This is a genomic window from Achromobacter sp. JD-1, assembly GCF_038594925.1.
Taxonomy (GTDB): Bacteria; Pseudomonadota; Gammaproteobacteria; order Burkholderiales; family Burkholderiaceae_B; genus Achromobacter; species Achromobacter spanius_C.
The window spans coordinates 96,333-114,959 of the sequence record NZ_JBCGCS010000006.1; the positions used below are offsets into that span (position 1 = coordinate 96,333).

An 18,627-nucleotide genomic window follows, 5' to 3' on the forward strand; every position below is an offset into this window, starting at 1 on the left:
GCAAGCCCTACTCCGCCTTGATCCCCCCGCGCTGAATCACGCCCGTCCACTTCGCCACATCGTCCTTTATCCGCTGCGCGAATTCTGCCGGGGTGCTGCCCACCGGCTGAAAACCCAAGCCCGCCAGCTTGTCGCGCAGCGCGCCGTTGCGCACGGAATCGGCCAGCGTTTTCGACAGCCGCTCGATGATCGGTTCCGGCACGCCCGCAGGCGCCACCAGGCCGAACAGCGGCGAGATGTCCACGCCCGGCAGACCCGCCTCGGCAAACGTCGGCACGTCCGGCAACTGGCTGACGCGCTTGGGACTCGTGACCGCCAAGGCCCGCAGGCGCCCCGCCTTGATATGTTCCAGCAGCGTGGGAACCGTGGCGAAGGCGAATTGCACCTGGCCACCCAGCAGGTCGGTGATGACGGTGCCGCCGCCGCGATACGGCACGTGCAGCACGTCCACGCCCGCCTGCTGTCGCAGTTGCTCGCCCGCCAGATGCGGACCGCTGCCCACCCCCGCCGACCCGAACGACAGCGTGCCCGGCTGCGCCTTGGCCAGCGCAACAAAAGCGGCAACGTCGGTGGCCTTGACGGACGGATGCACCACCATCACGAACGGCGCGGTCGCCATCAGCGAGATCGGCGCAAAGTCCTTGATCGCGTCGTAAGGCTGGCGATCGCCCAACAGCGCGGGGTTGATCGTGAACGTGGAGTCGACCATGCCGATGGTGTAGCCGTCCGGCGCCGACACCGCCAACGCGCGCGTGCCGATCGTGGTGCCGCCCCCGCCCCGGTTCTCAACCACGAAGGGCTGGCCCAGCGCCTCGGCGTACACCTGGCCCGCCATGCGGCCCAGCGTGTCGGTCGCCGCGCCCGGCGGATAGGGAATGTACAAGCGCACCGCCTTGTCCGGATACTGCGCGGCGCGTGCCGCGAAGCTCCAGGGCAACGCGGCCGCGCCCACTGCCATGGCCGTGCCGTTGATCAAGAACGCTCTGCGCGATGGGTGCATGTTGTTGTCTCCAGGTTTATGTTTTGATGCGGCCTCTTTGGGCTCGCGTTGTCGTCGTGTCAGGCGCTGAACCGGCCTTCGGCAAGTTCCGCTTCCGGGTCGGCGCCCAGCCCGGGCCCGTCCGGCACGGTCACCCAACCGTTTTCAATGGGCACGCTGCGCCCATAAGGCACGTGGGCCAGTTCCACGTATAGGCGTTCCAGCGATACCTCGGCCTGCTGCGCCGCGATCAGGTGCAGGCTGGCCAGATAGCCCGGTCCAAAAAATGCCACCTGAGGCGCGCAGACAACGTTCGTTCCCGCGCACTTCTGCGCGATGCGCCACGCGCCGGTCAAGCCCAGTTTGATGACGCTGGGCTGCACGTACCGCGCGGCTTCGTTGTCCACCACCCGTTCCAGGTCGGTGACGCTGCTGGCGTTCTCGCCCACGGCCAGCGGCACGCCGCAGGCTCGCTTCAAGCGGGCCAGCGCGCGGTCGTCCTCCGGCGGCCACAGCGGCTCTTCGATCCAGAACGGGTCATGCGGGCGCATGGCGGCGATGGCGGCTTCGGCTTCGCCAGGCAACCAGGCGCAGTTGGTGTCCACCATGATGGGCACGCCCGCCCCCGTGCTGCGGCGCACGGCGGCCAGCGCATCGCCGGTGCGCTCGTGCAGCTTGATCTCGGTATAGCCTTCGTTCATGGCGCGCGTCGTCACCGCGTCCAGGCGCTCGGCATTGCCGTAGTACTGAAGCAGCGACGCATAGACGCGCACGCGCTCGCGGCGCTTGCCGCCCAGTAACTGATGCAAGGGCACGCCCGCCCGCTTGGCGCGCAGGTCCCACAGCGCGATGTCCAGGCCGGCCAACGCATGCACCACGGGACCGGACCGCCCCAGGTTATGCAGCGTGCGCTGCATGCCCGGCAGCAAGGTGTCGTCATCCGCGTCGCGTCCGCAAGCCAGCGGTGCGATCAGGGTTTCAAAAATTGCGACCAAGGCGCGCGGCTCCACGCAATACGACTCGCCCCAGGCCACCGTGCCGTCTTCCGTCTGCACACGCACCAGCGCGCTGTCCAGCTTGTTGCGCGGCCGGCCGGCGAACAGCGGCGACGGGCTCCAGTGATGGAACGGCAGGCGCAGGGGGATGCAGGTGACGGAAACGATAGTGTTGGCGGGCATGGCGATAGCTGAAGAAGCAGAATGCGATCCGGCTATTCTGGCGGCGCCTTATTCATATGGTCAAATAGCTGAATTGACTATTTTCATATGAAATTCATATGCTCAACCGGCGAGAACTCCTGCTGCTGCGCGCCATGTATCGGCACGACACCGTCACCGCCGCCGCGGCGTCGGTCAACATGACCCAGCCCGCCGCCAGCGCGCTGTTGCGTGACATGGAAACCCGCTTGGGCTTCGCATTGTTCAGCCGCGAGAACCGCCGGCTGCACCTCACCAGCCAGGGCCGTGCGCTGATACCCGAGGTGCTCAACGCACTGGCCGGCATCGAAGCCGTCGACCGGCTCGCCGTCGATATCCGGCAAGGCGCGCTGGCGCGGTTGGACGTGGGCGCGGTGGCGATAGCGGCATCCAGTCTGCTGCCTCCGGCGCTAGCCGCCATGCGACAGGCCCACCCGGCGGTGGCGGTAACCGTTCGCGCCGGCACCGCGCTGGAGATCATCGAAATGGCGGTCGACCATCGCATTGATCTGGGCATCATCATCGGCGCACCGTCCGACATCGACCGCGTCAGCAGCTTGCGGCCGGCGCCGTTAAGCCTGCATGCGGTCATGGCGCAAGATCATCCCTGGGCGCGGCAGTCGGCGCTGACGCTGGAAGAAGTCGCCAACGCTGGCCCGATCGTGCTGGCCCCCGCCCTGCCCGCCGGCCGCGCAACGCGTCAGGCGCTGGAGTCGCGGGGGCTGCCGTATCGCCCCATCATAGAAGTGGCGCAATCATCGGCGGCCTGCGCACTGGCGGCGCAAGGCTTGGGCGTGGCCATCGTCGAAAGTCTTGGCGCGCAGTATGCGGAGCGCCAGGGATTGGTGGCGCGGCATTTGCTGCCTTTGGAAGACCCGGTCCTTGCCGTGGTGTGGTCGCGCGACCGCGCCATGAGTGGGCCAGCGCAGTTGTTGCAGCAGGGGTTGGCGGAACAAGCGCGCATGTGGTTGGCGCGGAGGTAGGGTGTGCCGGGTTGTTCTATCTGAACCCCACCGATTCGATCCGATTGCGCCCCCGTTGCTTGGCGTAATACAGCGCACGGTCGCTGCGGCTAAGCGCCAGTTCGGCGTCGTCGTCGTTGGTATGCAATGTGGAAATGCCGATGCTGACCGTCAGCGGTATGTGCCGCTCGCCCAACAGATACGGCGTGTCAGCCATCTGGCGCTGCACGTTCCGGGCGAACAGGTGCGCGCTTTCGATGTCGGTATCGGGCAGCACGACGGCGAACTCCTCGCCGCCGATGCGCCCCACCAGGTCGGTATCGCGCAACTGCGCGCGCAGCATGTGCGCAAAATGCTGAAGCACGCCATCGCCGATAGCGTGCCCCCAGGTGTCGTTGATGTGCTTGAAGTGGTCCAGGTCGCACATCAGCACCGCCGAACCCAGGCCGCCCCGTCCCTTGATCCGCGTGAGCTCGGCCGCGATGTGCGACATGAAGTGGCGGCGGTTGGGCAGGGTCGTCAGCGCGTCCGTGGCGGCGAGCTCGCGCAATTCGAATTCAGCGCGCTTGCGGTCAGTGATGTCCGTGACGAACCCGTGCCACACCACGCCATTGTCAGCGTCGAGGCGCGGGCTGGCGGCCCCCTGCCGCCACCGCAGGCCCTGCACCGGCAGGCAGACGCGGAACTCCAGGTGCCACGGCGTCAGCGCGGCCGCCGCCGCATGCAGCGATGCGCGATAGGCGGCCAGGTCCTCGGGATGAATGCGTTGTTCGATCGCGGTGGTGCTGGCGAGCACGTCATGGGCGGTAAGCTCGAACATGTCCCGGATGCCCGCGCTGACATACGAAAACCACGAGCCACCCTCGGGCACCGCCCGACACTGGAAGACCAGGCCGGGCACGGCGTCGGTCAGGTTGACGACCAGGTCCGCCGTGCGCTTGAGCCGCTCGGACATGGCGCGCACCGCGCTGATGTCGGTGGTTGTGCCCATCATCCGCAGCGCCCTGCCCGCTGGGTCCCGGCTGATCACCTTGCCACGGCTGCAGATCCACTTGTAGCTGCCGTCCTTGCAACGGATGCGGTGTTCGACTTCGTAGCTGTCGGTCTTGCCGTCGAAATGGTCCTGCATGGCGGCGCGCACGTAGTCCAGGTCGTCCGGATGCAGGCGGTTGTAGGCGTCTTCGATACGCGTCGTGAGTTCTGATTCGGAATAGCCAAGCAAGGCCTTCCAGCCGGGCGAATAGGTGATCTCGCCTGTCACCACGTTGCGGTCCCAAACACCCGTGCCACTACCCGCGATGGCCAGCGACAGTTTTCGGGCTTCTTCGCGCCAGGTGTCTTCGTCGGCGCGCTCGCTCAACCGCATATGGCGCTGTTCAATGGCCGCAGCCGCCAGGCCGGCCAGGTCCGTCAGGGCCTGGCTGTCTTCCTCGGTGACATCGCGCGCCTGCCCGTGCAGCAGCCGCAAGCTGCCCAGCAGGCGCTCGTCGGCGGCGCGCACCGGGCATTCGATGGACCAGGGCAGCGAGCTCGCGGGCGGTGTGCCATCCGCCACCTGCCATTCGCCATCGACGTCGGTGCCTGCCAGGATTGCCATGTCCACACCAAACACGCGCCGGGCAAGACGCACGAGCCGGTCCAGAGAACCGTCGGGTTTGCATTGCGCGCCGCCCGAGCCATCGCCAGGGGGTTGGATTAGGTACGGATCACCGATAACGGTCATTTCAGAACCTGATCAATACGGAATTCACCGGTACAGCCGGACGGAACGTGCCTGACATTTTGTCACATTCCTCACTACAATTGCGTGGGCTTTTTGGGATTCTTGTGGCCGGGCGGTCGCAAGTACGTCGGCACCCCGCAACGCCCACGTATCATGCCCACGATCAACGCCGACCTGTTTGTCGGCGCGCAACCCTGGCTTTCAAGGACACCTCATGAAATTTGGATACACCATCGTTTACGTGCCTGACGTGGCGGCGTCGTTGTCTTTTTTTGAAGCCGCCTTTGGCTTTCCGGTGCGATTCCTGCACGAATCCAAAACGTACGGAGAACTTGATACCGGCGCCACCACGCTATCGTTCGCCGCGCATGAACTGGCTGCAATGAACTTCGCCACGGGGCACATCGAAGCGTCAGCGTCGCCCAAGCCGTTGGGCATGGAGGTCGGCTTTGTGACGGACGATGTTGCCGCCGCCCACGCCAAGGCCTTGTCGTTGGGCGCAACGGAACTCAGCGCGCCGACCGCCAAGCCGTGGGGGCAAGTGGTGTCGTACCTGCGCTGCCCTGACGGCACGCTGGTGGAACTGTGCACGCCGGTGCAAGGCTGAGGATTAACGCTTCGCCCCCGGACAGACAACTTTTCAGGGTTCCAACATGACGCTTGCAGTACAAATGACGGCAATCATTGTAGGCATCGTCGCCTACGGCCTGGGCAAACTCAGCGTTTACCTTCGACAGGATGACGAGCGAGATCCGGCGCTTCCCGAGGATCCCGCCATGTTTTGGGAACCGCGCCGGTTTGAGCTGTGGACGAAGGCCCAGGAAAATGAGGTCGCGGCGGAACGAGCAGTGGCAACATTGATTGCGACGCTGTCGCTGGCAAGCATCGCCGGCGTCGCCGCGTTGGGGCAATTGAATATCATTGGCAACCGCGGCGTCGTAGCGCTCATCCTGGGCTTTTTCTTCCCGGTGATCTTCTGCATCGCCAGCATGCAATGGCGCCAACTCCTGCTCAGCGATCGTGCGCGCCGGCTTCAAGACGCCTTCGACCTGAACCAACCCATCCGCCGCCTGCCGCGCGACCGCAGACGGCAGTTCCTGGCGTCCGCGCTACCCAAGCTCGCCGGGATCATGTTCATGGCTGCGCTGACGCTGACCGCGCTGGCCCTGCCCGCCAGCAGCGTGAACTGTGCCAGCCCTCGTGCCGAATACAGCTACGACCATCTGTTGTGCAGCGGTTTTATCCAAGCGCTGGCGCACAGGGATTGACGGCGCAAGGCGCCCGCATATGGAGTTTTCCGCGCGTCCACGTAGGACGGGTCAGCGCTTGGGGGGCTTCATGCCTCGGTCTCATACACCAGGCCGTAGCGCCCGCGGCTTTGTTTTATTCGCGCGAAGCCAAGTTCCCCCAAATGCATGCCGGCGATCAAGAGTTTCTCTGAACTGACCATGTCCAACAGCCGGGATCGCGTGGCGGCGGCAAGGGAAGGATTCTGATCAAAGGCAATCGAAACATCCGGCCGTTCAATCTGGATGTGGGGAAAATGAACAATATCTCCCCAAACAAGCAGGCTCTGATCGGAGGATTCGAAAAGATATCCGGAATGTCCATCCGTGTGCCCCGGTAGTGGCAAGGCTCTGATACCGGAAACCACCTCGCCTTCCTCGAAAGTGCGGAGCATGTTTCGGTAGCCGTCGAATACTCTACGCGCGATCAGGAAGTTGCCGCGCGCGCGCTCGCTGGCACGACTTAAATTTCCGTCATCCTGCCAGAAGGCAAGCTCGCGCTGATGCGCCACAAGCTGCGCATTTGGAAAGACGATTTGTCCGGCTGCGTCCACCAGCCCACCGACGTGATCGGGATGGGCGTGTGTAAGCAGGAGGGTGTCGACGTCCGAGGGTTCGACGCCAGCCAGCGATAAATTCGATAGCAGCCGGCCACCCCATTGTTTAATCCCTCCCGCCCCGCCGTCGATAAGCATGGTGCGCCCCGCACCGCGGACCAAGTAGGCATTGATATGGACAGCGGTCGGCTCGTTCTGGCCCGCGGCATTTTGCATTCTGCAGGCCTCGCCCAGCTCGATATTCGAGAGCAAGTCCAGGCTGGCGGCTAGGTAGCCGTCGCTGAGGGCGGTAACCGTGAAATCCCCGGCTTGCTGGCTTGGAAATGGATTGGCGGACACAAATTTCTCCGGTGGACTTTGTAGTATCGGGCTTGAATATTCAGCGCTGCATAACCGAACAACGGATGCGCGCCTTTCAATCAGCACAGCGCGTGATGGCGTTGGTTTACGCGCTGCGGCAACTTGTCAGTTGTTCCGTCATCGGCGCATACAAGTGAACGTCTTCAGACAAGCGCTCGATTAACCGAGCTTGTCGCCGAGGCAGTTTGCCCAGCCAACGTCGCTCCGGAAACTTCTCGAGCGCAACGGCTCGCATGGCCAAGGGGGTAAGGCCCATCTGGATCAGAGGTTCGGCGCCGCTTGCACACAGCACAAGGAGTTCGTCCTTACTGACCGCTGGCGCATGGCCAATATCTCCGTACAGATTTCGGTGCCAGTCGGTGATGTGCTGTTGCCACCTTGCGAAATTGCCGCCGCCCTTCTGGCGGTATTCGTCGCCCGTCAGAACATCCGGGCCGTCAATCGTGTGCAGGGCCAGGTAGATCGGGCAACCAACGCTTAACGCCTTGAAGCGCTGCGACGTGTGAAAGCCCTTGACCGAGATAAGGGCGGGTAGTTTTTCAGCACTGTAGAAGTCGTTCCATTCGGCTTCGCTATTGGGATCAGCGAAGCTGCATTCCACGGTATAGATCATCAGGAAAATCCTTCGTCACGGGCTAGGCGCTTTCGGCACTCAAACCCATTTCATTGCAGTAAGGTCATGCTAAACGCGCCTCTATCGTGTATATAGCGATATAAAATCAGCCTTCAGTGACATTGACTCAAGCTGCTTCAAGCGCGCCCCCATCAACGAGCCCCCATGCGACGTAAGATTCCCAGTAACTCCGCGCTTCTGGCATTCGAGGCAGCGGCGCGACACGGCAGCTTTGCCCGCGCGGCCCAGGAATTGGCGCTGACCGAGGGCGCGATCAGTCGTCAGATCGGTCGCCTGGAGGCGTTTTTAGGCGTCGCACTCTTTGAGCGCGTGGGGAATCGGGTACGGCTTGCACCCAACGGCATGCGATACGCGCTGCAAGTGCGCGAGATCCTGAATCGCCTTGAGCGAGACAGCCTTTATGTGATGGGGCAGCCCACCGAAGGCGGGACGATTGATATCGCCGCTATTCCCACCTTCGCCACCCGCTGGCTTATCCCTCGGCTGAAGCGCTTTCAAAACGCGCATCCCAACATCACCGTGCATATCACCGAGCGTATGGAACCCTTCATTCTTGCGGGTAGTGGTTTCGACGCGGCCATCCATTTTGAGCATCCGGCATGGGCGGGAATGCACTTGCATCACCTGCTGGAGGAAGTGCTGGTGCCCGTCTGTAGCCCGGCCCTGCTGGCGGAAGCGGGTGCCAACACGTCGCTGGACGAGCTGCCACGCCTTCACAGGCGGCAAAACCCGGACGCATGGCAGCGTTACGCTCAAGAGGCCGGCATCGAGTTGACGAATTCGGCGGTAGGCGCGCGCTACGATCTGCATTCCATGCTGATCGCGGCGGCGGTAGCCGGCCTGGGGGTCGCGCTGGTGCCGCGTCTTTACATCGAGGCAGAGCTTGAACAAGGCCGTCTGGTCGCGCCTTGGCCGGACAGCAAAGCGATTGCCAAGCACTTCTGCCTTGTACTTCCCGAGCCGATCACGTTGAGTGAAGCGCCACTACAGGCATTTGCAAAATGGATGCTTCACGAAGCGCAGGGCGTGGCGTCGTCGTTCAGCGCCTGACGTGCATCACTTAACGTGGAAACCGCCCCCTGAATCACGAGGCGCCCGCAACCAATCGCGGAACGCGCGCACCTTGTCCGCCATCGGCCCCCTGCCCGGCCAGACCAGGTAGTAGCCAAAGTCCTCCAGCCAGGCATCGTCCTCCAAGCGGACCAGCCGCCCCGTGGCAAGCTCGTCTTCCACCATTGCCACCGGCAGCAGCCCCGCGCCCTGCCCGGCGGCGACCGCCTTCAAGAGCAGGCTGCCGTCGTCGAACGCCGGCCCCCTGGGCATGCCTGCATCTTCGACGCCCTGCGCCGCAAACCAAAGCTGCCAGCCACTGCGCTTTTCGTCATGCACGCGCGGCCAGCGCAGCAGGTCTTGCGCATTCGCCGGCATGCCCAACGAGGCGACCAGGCTGGCCGATGCCACCGGCACGACGCTCACCGTCAACAGGTGTTCGCTTTGCAGGCCCGGGTAGCGGCCCAGCCCATGCCGGATGGCGATATCCACGCCGTCGCGTGAAAAATCCGTCAACGCGTTGTTGGTCACCACTTGCAAGTCAATGTCGGGATGGCGCGCGTGAAAGTCGTTCAGACGAGGAATCAACCAGGCCGAAGCAAAAAAAGTGGTGGTGCCCACCGTCAGCACGCGGCTTGCCGGCGGCGCCGCGATGCGTGCCGAGGCATCCAGAATCTGACGAAACGCATTGCGAATGGGGGGCAAGTAATTCTTGCCGGCATCGGTCAACAGAATGCCCCGGTTCACTCGCACAAAGAGCGCCACGCCCAGGTGCTGTTCCAAGGTCTTGATCAACTGGCTGACCGCGCCGGGCGTTACGCACAGTTCTTCCGCCGCGGCCTTCATGGACTGATGGCGGGCGGCGGCGTCAAACGCGCGCAGCGCATTAAGCGGGGGCAGTCGTGACGGGGTCATGAGCGTTCATCGCGGCATTATTCAGAATAGTTTTACTAATCTGAATTCAATAGAAAACAGGGTTTGTTGCATTGGCTTATTGCCGCTAATTTACCCGGATTATTGCGAAACATCGATTCATCCGGGAATAGCTTAACTATATGAATGAGACCATCACTACACACCTTGCCGACGCCGACCTGCTGGACCAGGACCTGACCTATGTCGCAAGCTTGATCCAAGCCCGCGACGTATCGCCGGTTGAACTGACCCACCGCCAATTGCAACGCATCGAAGCCCGCGACGGCGCACTGCACAGCTACGCTTGCCTAACGCCCGACCTGGCCCTGCAAGCCGCACGCGACGCGGAAGCCGAGATACGCGCGGGGCGATATCGCGGCCCGCTGCACGGCATTCCTATTGCGCTGAAAGACCTGTGCCGCCAGAAAAACGTACCCGCCGCCGCCGGCATGACGCTCCATCGCCACGCGCCCGCCACGCATGACGCCACCGTTGTCCGCCGCCTGCGCGACGCGGGCGCGGTCCTGCTGGGACAGTTGCAGATGACCGAGGGCGCGTACTCCGATCACCACCCAAGCATCACGCCACCGCGCAACCCTTGGAACGCGGACTACTGGACCGGCATCTCGTCCAGCGGCTCCGCGGTAGCCACGGCGGCCGGGCTTTGCTTTGCGGCGACGGCGTCGGATACCGGGGGATCCGTCCGCTGGCCCTGCGCCGCCACCGGCTTGACCGGCATCAAGCCGACCTGGGGCCGCGTCAGCCGGCACGGCACCCTAGAGCTGGCCGCATCGTTGGACCACATCGGCGTCATCGCGCGCAGCGCGCAAGATGCCGCCGTCATGCTGGAAACCATGGCGGGCGCCGATCCGCTGGACCCGACCGCGTTGCAGGCGCCCGTGCCGCGCTACACGCAACACGCCACCAGCTCTCTGCACGGCCTGCGGATTGGCATCGATTCCGATTGGAACGGCAGCCACGTCGACGCGCAAACACAGCGCATGCTGGCCTCGGCCGCGCAGACGTTCCAGGACTTGGGCGCGACACTGGTCCCGGTGCAATTTCCGATTGCGGACGCCGAACAGGCGGTACTCGACTGGGCGCCCATTTGCGCGGTGGAAGCCGCGGTGGCCCATGCCGATACCTACCCGTCGCGCCGCGCGGAGTATGGCCCCGTCCTGGCGGCGGTGCTGGATGCGGGCCACGCCTTGTCTGGCCTGGACTATCAGCGCCTGTTGCTGCGCCGCATGGCGCTGCGCGGCAAAGTCGACGCCCTCTTCGTCGGCATCGACGCGCTGCTGACACCCGTGCAGCCAATGCCGCCGCTGACCTTGCACACCATCAGCACGCTAGGCGAGCAGCCCGAACTGATTGCGGCGCTTCAGCGCTACACCTGCGTATTCGACATGACGGGACACCCCTGCTTGACGCTGCCGGCGGGCCAGTGCAGTGCCGGCATGCCGATGGGCGTTCAACTGGTGGCGGCGCATTTGGCCGAGATGAGCTTGTTTACCCTGGGCGCCGCCTTCCAGGCCGCCACGCCCTGGCATCTGCGCAGGCCCACCACCAAGGCGCAAGCATGACGATGCCCCCACCACAGACCGCAACGCCGTCCACCCATGGCCGAATTTTTCATGGGTGGTTCGTCGTGGCCGCCGCCTTCGCCATTACCTTGCTGGGCTTCGGCAGCGCCTATTCCTTCAGCTCGTTTGTCGATGCCTTGCAACGCGACTTCGGCGCCTCGCGCGGGGCGGTGTCGCTGGTGTTCTCGCTGGCGGGATGCCTGTACTTTGGATTCGGTGTATTCAGCGGGCCGTTGGCCGACCGATACGGATCAAGAGCGTTGGCGCTGACGGGAATGCTACTGCTGGCCTTGGGACTGCTGCTCGCCGCCGCCGCACAGAACATGACGCAGATCTATCTGGCTTATGGGCTGGGCGTGGGCCTGGGTGTGGGATGTTCGTATGTGCCGGTGGTGGGCGCGGTGCAGCGCTGGTTTCAGCGGCGGCGCGGGCTGGCGTCGGGGCTGGCGGTCAGCGGCATCGGGGTGGGCACGCTGCTGATGCCGCCACTGGCTGCGGCGCTGATCGGGCTGTGGGGATGGCGAAGCGCCTATCTTGCGTTGGCCGTGGGCGTAGCGGTGCTGGGTGTCGCCGCATCGCGTTGGGTGGAAAACTCGCCGCTGGACCGGGGTCTGACGCCAGATGGCGAGCCACCGGCCCCGACGTCAGCAAGCACGCCAGCGCCCGAAGGCCTGTCGGTACGGGACGCCGTCCGCAGCAAGCCTTTCGCCAAGCTATATGCCGCCTGCCTGGTCTGCGCGTTTGGCGTCTTTGTGCCGTTCGTGCATTTGGTGCCCTACGCAATGGACCACGGTGTAAAGCCCGAACTGGCCGTGCTGCTGCTTAGCCTGATCGGCGTGGGCAGCACGGCTGGCCGGTTCTGCCTGGGTCCGCTGGCGGATCGCATTGGCAGGCGCAACGCGCTGGCGGCCATGTACGGTGGAATCGCCGCCACGCTGGCAGCCTGGGGCGCTTGCAGCCAGTTTTGGACGCTGGCGTTATTCGCCTTGGTGTTTGGCGTGTGCTATGGCGGCTGGGTAGCGCTGCTGCCGGCGGTCGTGATGGACGCTTTTGGTGGCCGCCATATCAGCGGGATTATTGGGGCGCTGTATACCAGCGTGGCGCTTGGCACCTTGGTCGGGCCGGTTGCGGCGGGATATGCCTACGATTTAAGCGGCAGCTACGGGCTGCCGATTGCCGCGGCGGTTGTGGGCAGCGCGCTGGCGGCGGCAATAACCAGTTTGGACAAAACGCAGCATGTTGCGCGCACGCCGCGTTGGCACCCGCCCGCGCAATCTAAGTAATAGTATTTCTTATTCGCATTCGGTAAACTTCCGGGCATCTTGCCATCACCCGACTCTTTTACCCTCCCCGCCGTCGAGCAGCTTTATCGCCATCACCATGGCTGGCTGCAAGGCTGGCTCCATCGCAAGCTGGGCAACAGCGGCGACGCGGCCGATCTGGCGCAGGACACGTTCTTGCGGCTGATGGCCGCCCGCCGCCCACCCGTGTTGCGCGAGGAACCGCGCGCCCTGATCACGCATATTGCCAAGGGGTTGCTGGTTGACCATTGGCGCCGCCGCGCGGTGCAGCAAGCCTACCTGGACGCCATCGCGCATCTGCCCGAACCGCAAGTGCCGCCGCCGGAAACGGGCCTCATCATCGTGCAGACCCTGGTGGCAATTGACGCCATGCTGCAGCGCCTGCCTGCGGCCACGCGCGACATGTTCCTGCTGGCGCAGCTGGACGGTCTTACCTTGCAAGAGATCGCCGAGCAAACCGGCAAACCCGTGATTACGGTACGGCGCCATCTGCGCAAGGCCTTGATGGCCTGCATGGCCGTTGCCGCATGAGCGCGCTGGGCAGCAACGCCATGACGGCCATGCCCAGCGACCGGTTGCTGGAAGAAGCGGCCGACTGGGTGATCCGGCTGCGCTACGAACCCGCCGATGCGACCACCCGACGAGCATTCGAACGTTGGCTTGAGCAGAACGAAGCTCATGCGCAGGCTTGGGCACGTGCCGAGCAGGTGCTGGGCGCGTTTGACGGCCTGCCCGCCCAGATCGGCCATGACGTGCTGCGCGCCACCCGCAAGCGGCAAGGCCGCCGCGCCGTACTGCGCGTGGCGCTGGGCCTGGGCGTTGTGGCGCCGGTCGGCTGGATGGCGTGGCGCGAAGCGCCCGCCTGGCGCGCGGACATGCGCACCGCCGCGGGCGAACAACTGACACGCGTGCTGGACGATGGCACGCGGCTGGTACTGAACAGCGGCAGCGCCGTCGACCTGCGCTTTGGCACTGCTGAGCGCCGTCTGGTGCTGATGGCGGGCGAGGTCATGGTGACCACCGGACAGGAACCGCAATCCACCTACCGACCGTTCATAGTCCAGACCCCGCAGGGCGAGGTGCAGGCATTGGGCACGCGCTTTTCGGTGCGTTTGATCGATGATCGCACCGAGGTCATGGTGTTTGAACACGCCGTACTGGCGCGCCCCGCGCAGGCCGCCCCCTTGCGCATCGACGCGGGGCAGCGCGGCAGCTTCACGCTAGCCCAGGCCGGCGGGATCGCGCCGGTGGACGACAGCGCGGCGCTCTGGGAACAAGGCATGTTGGTCGTGCGCGACCAGCGCCTGGCCGATGTGGTGTCCGAGCTGGCTCGGCATCGCCCGGGCATCCTGCGCTGCTCGCCCCAGGTTGCCAACCTGCGGGTGTCGGGCGCCCTGTCGCTACGCGACACCGATGCCGCCCTGCGCGCGTTGGCCGAACGTCTGCCTATTGCCGTGCAACGTGTCACGCGCTACTGGGTATCGGTCGGGCCGGCGGGCGCTTGATCTGACGCGCAATAAAAATAATTTGCATTCAGGTGATCACTTTTTCGTTGTCGTGCGGAGTAGGTAGTGAAACCGCATCGAGGGGATGCGGGCGCTTCTTGCTTGACGATGAAAGGATGAAAGAGTGATGGCACGTGTACGCGCAACGCGGGGCAAAGCACCCCGCAAGGCAATGATCTGGTCGGCGCTTTGGTGCACCGCCATGGCGAGTGCAACGGCGGGCGCGCAGACCGCAGCACAGTCGGTGGCACAGCGCGGCACGACGCCCAGCTCGCAAGTGCGCGCCGTGGAGATCGGCGCGGGCACGCTCGATACCGTACTGGCGCGCTATGCCGCTGCGGCCGGCGTACAGATCGTCTACGATCCCGCCTGGCTGGCTGGCCGCCAAAGCCCGGGCATCTCGGGCGAGATGAGCGTGCAGCAAGGCTTCGACCGCCTGCTTGCGGGCACCGGCTATCGCGCCGTGCCCAGCGCCGCGGGCACCTATGCCTTGCAGGCCGCGCCGCAAGGCGGCGTCACGCAGCTAGAGGCCGTGACCGTCATGGGCGCGGCAACGCCCGCCACCAGTGAAGGCACCGACTCGTACACCAGCAATGCCGTCACGCTGGGCAAGGGCACGCAGACGCTCAGGGAAATTCCGCAGTCGGTGTCGGTCGTGACGCGCCAGCAGTTGGATGACCAGAACTTGAATAGCCTGTCGGACGCAATGCGCAACGTGACCGGCATCACCGTTGAAACGCTTTCCAGCGGCGGCAATATTTCCAGCTTTATTTCGCGCGGCTATACGCTGGATACGATCCAGTTTGACGGCCTGCGCGCACCGGCCGGCGCGGGCAACCTGTCGGCGGGCTTCGACCTTGCCATCTACGACCGCATTGAAGTGCTGCGCGGCCCGTCCGGGCTGTATCAAGGCACCGGTGAACCTGGCGGCAGCGTGAATCTGGTGCGCAAGCGCCCGCTACAGGAATTCGCCTTCGGCGCGCAGGCCAGCGTGGGGTCGTGGGATTACTACCGGGCCGTGGCCGACCTGAGCACACCCTTCGATAGCGAGGGCAAGCTTCGCGGCCGCTTCATCGCGGCCTATGAAGATCGCGGTTCGTTCGTGGACCGCGTGAATTCCGAGCGCCCTACCCTTTACGGCATCATCGAGGCCGACCTGACGCCGCACACCACGCTGGCGGCCGGCATCACGCATCAACGCTCGCGCACGACCCCGGCGTTCGGCCTGCCCGCCTATGCCGATGGCTCGCTGCTTGACGTGCGCCGTGGCACCAACCTCAGCGCGGAATGGAACCGCATCGAAGAGGAATCCACCGAGTTCTTTGCCGACCTGGAACACCGGCTTGAAGGCGGTGGCGTGGTCAAGGCAAGCGTGTTCCATCGCGATACCGATACGCCCACGCGCCAGACCACCTGGTCCAACCGAGCCGTCGACCCGCTTACCGGCGATACCAATCTTATTGCCTGGTCATACCGCAATCACTGGAAAACCACCGGCGCGGACGCCCACCTGAACCTGCCGGTTGAAGCCTTCGGCCGCGAACACAGCCTGCTGGTGGGCGCTGACTACAGCTACACGCGCAAGCAGTTCAATTACGGCGGCGGCACGCTGTTCCCAACCAACGTCTACGAGCCCGTCATCGACATGCCCATGCCCGACATGGAACAGGTCAACGGCAACGACGGGCGCACCAGCGAGTTCGGCCTGTATACCCGGGCGAACTTCCAGGCGACCGACAATTTGAAGTTCATCGCGGGTGCTCGTCTGGGCTGGTGGAAGAACGACGCGCGCAACGCCAACCAGTACTTCGGCGACTTCAGCCAGACCGAAACGCGCATCGCCGCGCGCACCACGCCGTACGCCGGCTTGGTCTACGACCTGACGCCGCAAGTGTCCGCCTACGCCAGCTACACCAGCATCTTCCAGCCGCAAACCGACATCGACGCGCAAGGCAACACGCTGTCGCCGCGCGTGGGACGCCAGATCGAAACCGGCTTGAAGGGTGCGTTCATGGACGGCAGGCTCAACGCGCATGCCGCACTGTTCCAGATCGTGGACCGCAACCGCGCAATGAGCGACCTGAACAACCCCATGTATTCGGTGGCGGCGGGCAAGGTGCGCAGCCAGGGCTTCGAAACCGAGATCAGTGGTTCGCCCCTGCCCAACTGGGACATCGTGGCGGGCTATGCCTACACGCAGACCAAGTACCTGGAGGCGGCCGCGGCCACGGAAGGACTGTCGTACAGCACGATCACCCCGCGCCACGCCATCAACCTGTGGACGCGTTACCGGTTTAGCGAACCGACGCTGCAAGGCTTTAGCGTGGGCACGGGCGTGCGCTGGAACAGCGGGAATTATCTGCAAAGCGGCAACGTGCGTTGGGACCAGGGCAGCTATGCGGTCGTGTCGGCCCAGATTGGTTACCGCTACAACCGCCACGTTGAGGGCACGCTGACGGTCGACAACCTGTTCGATCGTAAGTACTACGAGAAGCTCGGCGGCGCGTCGCGGCAGAACTACTACGGGCAACCGCGTAGTGTGATGTTGACGTTGCGGTATCAGTATTGAAACGAGGGTGGGCGCGGTGGCTGCTGTCGATCGAACTTCTGCCGCGCTTGCCTGAAGCCATCCGCATTCTCGACGCCCCAGGTCCACGACGGGATCATCCGGACCTGCAGCTCCGTGCCCGAGTCCGAGATCTGGTGCTCCACTCTGGAAAGCGTCTCGTCGAAATCATGGCGCAGCACCGGGCCATCACGCTCCAGCTGCCGTAAGGTGCGCGTCAACATGCGTTGCGTCACCCCGTGCATGCGTCTGCCGATTTCGGCTGCCATACACGCCTAGCGTGTGGACGACACCGCGCGATGGGTTTCGCGCGATAGGCAGCGATGTTCTTGTCGGCGATAGGACGCGCTGCACCCATCCTACAATTCACGCAATTCACGCAATTCACGCCCGTAGGATGGGTGCAGCGCGAGAAGGCCTTCGCAAATGCCGCAACACCTACCGCGCGAAACCCATCAAACATCGGTGAAACCACAACCAAACCAGCCGACATCTGACTCTCACGCCCGCGAGCTACAGCGCCTTCAGTTTCAAGCCATGTGCAGCAGCAGCTTGCCCACCGTAGGCCGACCGCCACCTGGCGTTGGCATTGGAAGCGATGCACGACGCCCCGGCCCAGGACTGGACGGCGGAATCGCTGGCGCGCACGGCCGGCATGTCGCGCTCTGGTTTTGCTGCCAGATTCAAGGCCGTGGTCGGCCAATCACCGCTGGACTATCTGACCGGATGGCGGATGCACTGCGCGAGCCGGTTGCTTCAGGAGAATCACGCTCTGTCCAACGTGGCTAGCCAAGTTGGCTACGAGTCGCCGGCTGCTTTTAGTCGAGTGTATCGACGTGAAATGGGGATGACGCCGGCGAAGTTTCGCAGGGGTGGAAAGTCGGGATGAGGTGCGAGGCTAGGCAGCCAGCGAGCATCCTCGCCGGGCTTGGCGCTCACTCTCCCTTGATCTTCGCCTCTTTGATGACGCCGCTCCACTTTTTCATTTCGCTATCGATGAAGCCGGCAAAGTCCGCCGCGTTGCCGGGACGGGCTTCCATGCCCTGCGCCAGCAACTTGCGCTGGACGTCCGCGTTGTTGAGCGCGCCGTTGATTTCCATGTCAAGGCGGCTGACGACGGCGGCAGGCGTCCCGCCGGGAGCCAGGAATCCGTACCAGCCGGAGGCGACCACGTTGGCCAGGCCTTGTTCGCGCAAGGTCGGCGCGTCCGGGTAGATCTTGCTGCGTGCCGCCGACGCCACGCCCAATACCCGCAGCTTGCCTGCCTGGATGTGCGGTAGCGCGGCGGTGATGGCGGTCAGCGTCGCGTCGAGCCGGCCTGCAAGCAGATCCGTATACGCAGGGACGTCGCCGCGATATTGCACGCTCAGACCCTTGACGTCGGCGTCACGCAGAAACAATTCGGCGGCAAGGTGAGGAAGCGAACCGGTGCCCGGTGTACCGAAAGTCAGCCCGTTGGCCTGCGATTTGCCTAAGGCGATCAACTCCTGCGCTGTCCGTGCCGGCGACTCGGCATTCACGATCAAGAACAATGGCACGGTCGCCGCCATGGCGACCGCCTGCAGGTCTTTCTTGGGGTCGTAGCCAAGCTTGCCGTACAGGGCTTCCAACGTGGCGTATGGCGCCGCGCCATACAGCAGTGTGTAGCCGTCAGCCGGCGCGTGGGCAACGAATTCATTGCCCACCCGGGTGCCCGCCCCCGTCTTGTTTTCGACGATGAAGGACTGGTGCAGGCGACGGCCAAGGTATTCCGCGATCAGGCGGGCCGACAGGTCATTGGGGCCGCCGACGCCATACGGGGAAATGATGCGCACGGGGCGTGCGGGCCAATCGCCCTGAGCGAAAACGCGCGGCGCCACGCCGCCGCACAGCCCTGCCGCGGCCGTGCCGATAAAAGCCCGCCTGGTCATGTTCATAAGAGTCTCCTGATTATTGGTATGTGATCGCCGTCCCGGCACCGTGCCGATAGCGTGGGGAGGCGATCTTTTGGAATATTAGGGGCGCAAATCT

At 64.3% G+C, this 18,627-nt stretch carries 18 protein-coding genes; 10 read left to right on the forward strand and 8 right to left on the reverse strand.

What is annotated here, in order from left to right; all coding sequences use genetic code 11:
* Positions 1–7: 7 nt before the first annotated feature.
* On the reverse strand, positions 8–1,000 hold the full coding sequence (locus WBR68_RS11590) for a Bug family tripartite tricarboxylate transporter substrate binding protein (RefSeq protein WP_230694306.1): 993 nt from the start codon (positions 998–1,000) through the stop codon (positions 8–10).
* Between the two features lie 59 nt (positions 1,001–1,059).
* Positions 1,060–2,157, reverse strand: coding sequence for a mandelate racemase/muconate lactonizing enzyme family protein (locus WBR68_RS11595; RefSeq protein WP_230694307.1), 1,098 nt, complete (start codon positions 2,155–2,157; stop codon positions 1,060–1,062).
* Between the two features lie 98 nt (positions 2,158–2,255).
* Between WBR68_RS11595 and WBR68_RS11600 the strand changes: the two genes are divergently transcribed.
* Positions 2,256–3,158, forward strand: a complete 903-nt coding sequence (locus WBR68_RS11600) for a LysR family transcriptional regulator (RefSeq protein ID WP_230694308.1) — start codon at positions 2,256–2,258, stop codon at positions 3,156–3,158.
* 16 nt (positions 3,159–3,174) lie between these two features.
* On the opposite strand, the gene WBR68_RS11605 is transcribed toward WBR68_RS11600, so the two are convergent.
* On the reverse strand, positions 3,175–4,860 hold the full coding sequence (locus tag WBR68_RS11605) for a sensor domain-containing diguanylate cyclase (protein WP_230694309.1): 1,686 nt from the start codon (positions 4,858–4,860) through the stop codon (positions 3,175–3,177).
* Between the two features lie 214 nt (positions 4,861–5,074).
* Between WBR68_RS11605 and WBR68_RS11610 the strand changes: the two genes are divergently transcribed.
* Complete coding sequence (locus WBR68_RS11610; RefSeq protein ID WP_050449469.1) at positions 5,075–5,467, forward strand: VOC family protein; 393 nt, start codon at positions 5,075–5,077, stop codon at positions 5,465–5,467.
* A gap of 46 nt (positions 5,468–5,513) precedes the next feature.
* A complete protein-coding gene (locus tag WBR68_RS11615) occupies positions 5,514–6,128 on the forward strand; it encodes a hypothetical protein (RefSeq protein WP_230694310.1) in 615 nt (204 codons plus the stop codon).
* 68 nt (positions 6,129–6,196) lie between these two features.
* Here the strand turns inward: WBR68_RS11615 and WBR68_RS11620 are convergent, their stop codons facing one another.
* Entirely contained in the window at positions 6,197–7,042 is an 846-nt protein-coding gene (locus WBR68_RS11620; protein WP_230694312.1) for an MBL fold metallo-hydrolase, read from the reverse strand.
* Between the two features lie 106 nt (positions 7,043–7,148).
* Positions 7,149–7,676: a sugar ABC transporter gene (locus WBR68_RS11625; RefSeq protein WP_230694313.1), complete on the reverse strand. Its 528-nt coding sequence runs from the start codon at positions 7,674–7,676 to the stop codon at positions 7,149–7,151.
* Positions 7,677–7,841: 165 nt separating this feature from the next.
* Between WBR68_RS11625 and WBR68_RS11630 the strand changes: the two genes are divergently transcribed.
* Positions 7,842–8,747, forward strand: a complete 906-nt coding sequence (locus WBR68_RS11630) for a LysR substrate-binding domain-containing protein (protein WP_127184414.1) — start codon at positions 7,842–7,844, stop codon at positions 8,745–8,747.
* A 6-nt stretch (positions 8,748–8,753) separates the two neighbouring features.
* On the opposite strand, the gene gcvA is transcribed toward WBR68_RS11630, so the two are convergent.
* Complete coding sequence (gene gcvA / locus WBR68_RS11635; RefSeq protein ID WP_230694314.1) at positions 8,754–9,662, reverse strand: transcriptional regulator GcvA; 909 nt, start codon at positions 9,660–9,662, stop codon at positions 8,754–8,756.
* A 140-nt stretch (positions 9,663–9,802) separates the two neighbouring features.
* On the opposite strand from gcvA, the gene WBR68_RS11640 reads away from it, so the two are divergent.
* From WBR68_RS11640 to WBR68_RS11660, 5 genes are all read left to right on the forward strand, one after another.
* A complete protein-coding gene (locus tag WBR68_RS11640; RefSeq protein WP_230694315.1) occupies positions 9,803–11,245 on the forward strand; it encodes an amidase in 1,443 nt (480 codons plus the stop codon).
* A complete protein-coding gene (locus WBR68_RS11645; protein ID WP_230694316.1) occupies positions 11,242–12,528 on the forward strand; it encodes an MFS transporter in 1,287 nt (428 codons plus the stop codon). The genes WBR68_RS11640 and WBR68_RS11645 overlap by 4 nt, the downstream gene beginning before the upstream one ends.
* Positions 12,529–12,567: 39 nt before the next feature.
* On the forward strand, positions 12,568–13,077 hold the full coding sequence (locus WBR68_RS11650; protein WP_230694317.1) for a sigma-70 family RNA polymerase sigma factor: 510 nt from the start codon (positions 12,568–12,570) through the stop codon (positions 13,075–13,077).
* Positions 13,074–14,051: a FecR domain-containing protein gene (locus WBR68_RS11655; protein ID WP_230694318.1), complete on the forward strand. Its 978-nt coding sequence runs from the start codon at positions 13,074–13,076 to the stop codon at positions 14,049–14,051. Before WBR68_RS11650 ends, WBR68_RS11655 begins: the two co-directional genes overlap by 4 nt.
* A 202-nt stretch (positions 14,052–14,253) precedes the next feature.
* Positions 14,254–16,620 carry a TonB-dependent siderophore receptor gene (locus WBR68_RS11660; RefSeq protein WP_230694319.1) on the forward strand — a complete coding sequence of 789 codons (2,367 nt, stop codon included), beginning with the start codon at positions 14,254–14,256 and terminating at the stop codon, positions 16,618–16,620.
* Here the strand turns inward: WBR68_RS11660 and WBR68_RS11665 are convergent.
* Positions 16,611–16,886: a winged helix-turn-helix transcriptional regulator gene (locus WBR68_RS11665; protein WP_230694320.1), complete on the reverse strand. Its 276-nt coding sequence runs from the start codon at positions 16,884–16,886 to the stop codon at positions 16,611–16,613. The two genes, WBR68_RS11660 and WBR68_RS11665, sit on opposite strands and share 10 nt — an antisense overlap.
* A 329-nt stretch (positions 16,887–17,215) precedes the next feature.
* On the opposite strand from WBR68_RS11665, the gene WBR68_RS11670 reads away from it, so the two are divergent.
* Complete coding sequence (locus tag WBR68_RS11670) at positions 17,216–17,506, forward strand: helix-turn-helix transcriptional regulator (protein ID WP_230694404.1); 291 nt, start codon at positions 17,216–17,218, stop codon at positions 17,504–17,506.
* A gap of 46 nt (positions 17,507–17,552) precedes the next feature.
* Here the strand turns inward: WBR68_RS11670 and WBR68_RS11675 are convergent, their stop codons facing one another.
* Positions 17,553–18,533, reverse strand: coding sequence for a Bug family tripartite tricarboxylate transporter substrate binding protein (locus WBR68_RS11675; protein ID WP_230694321.1), 981 nt, complete (start codon positions 18,531–18,533; stop codon positions 17,553–17,555).
* Between the last annotated feature and the right edge of the window lie 94 nt (positions 18,534–18,627).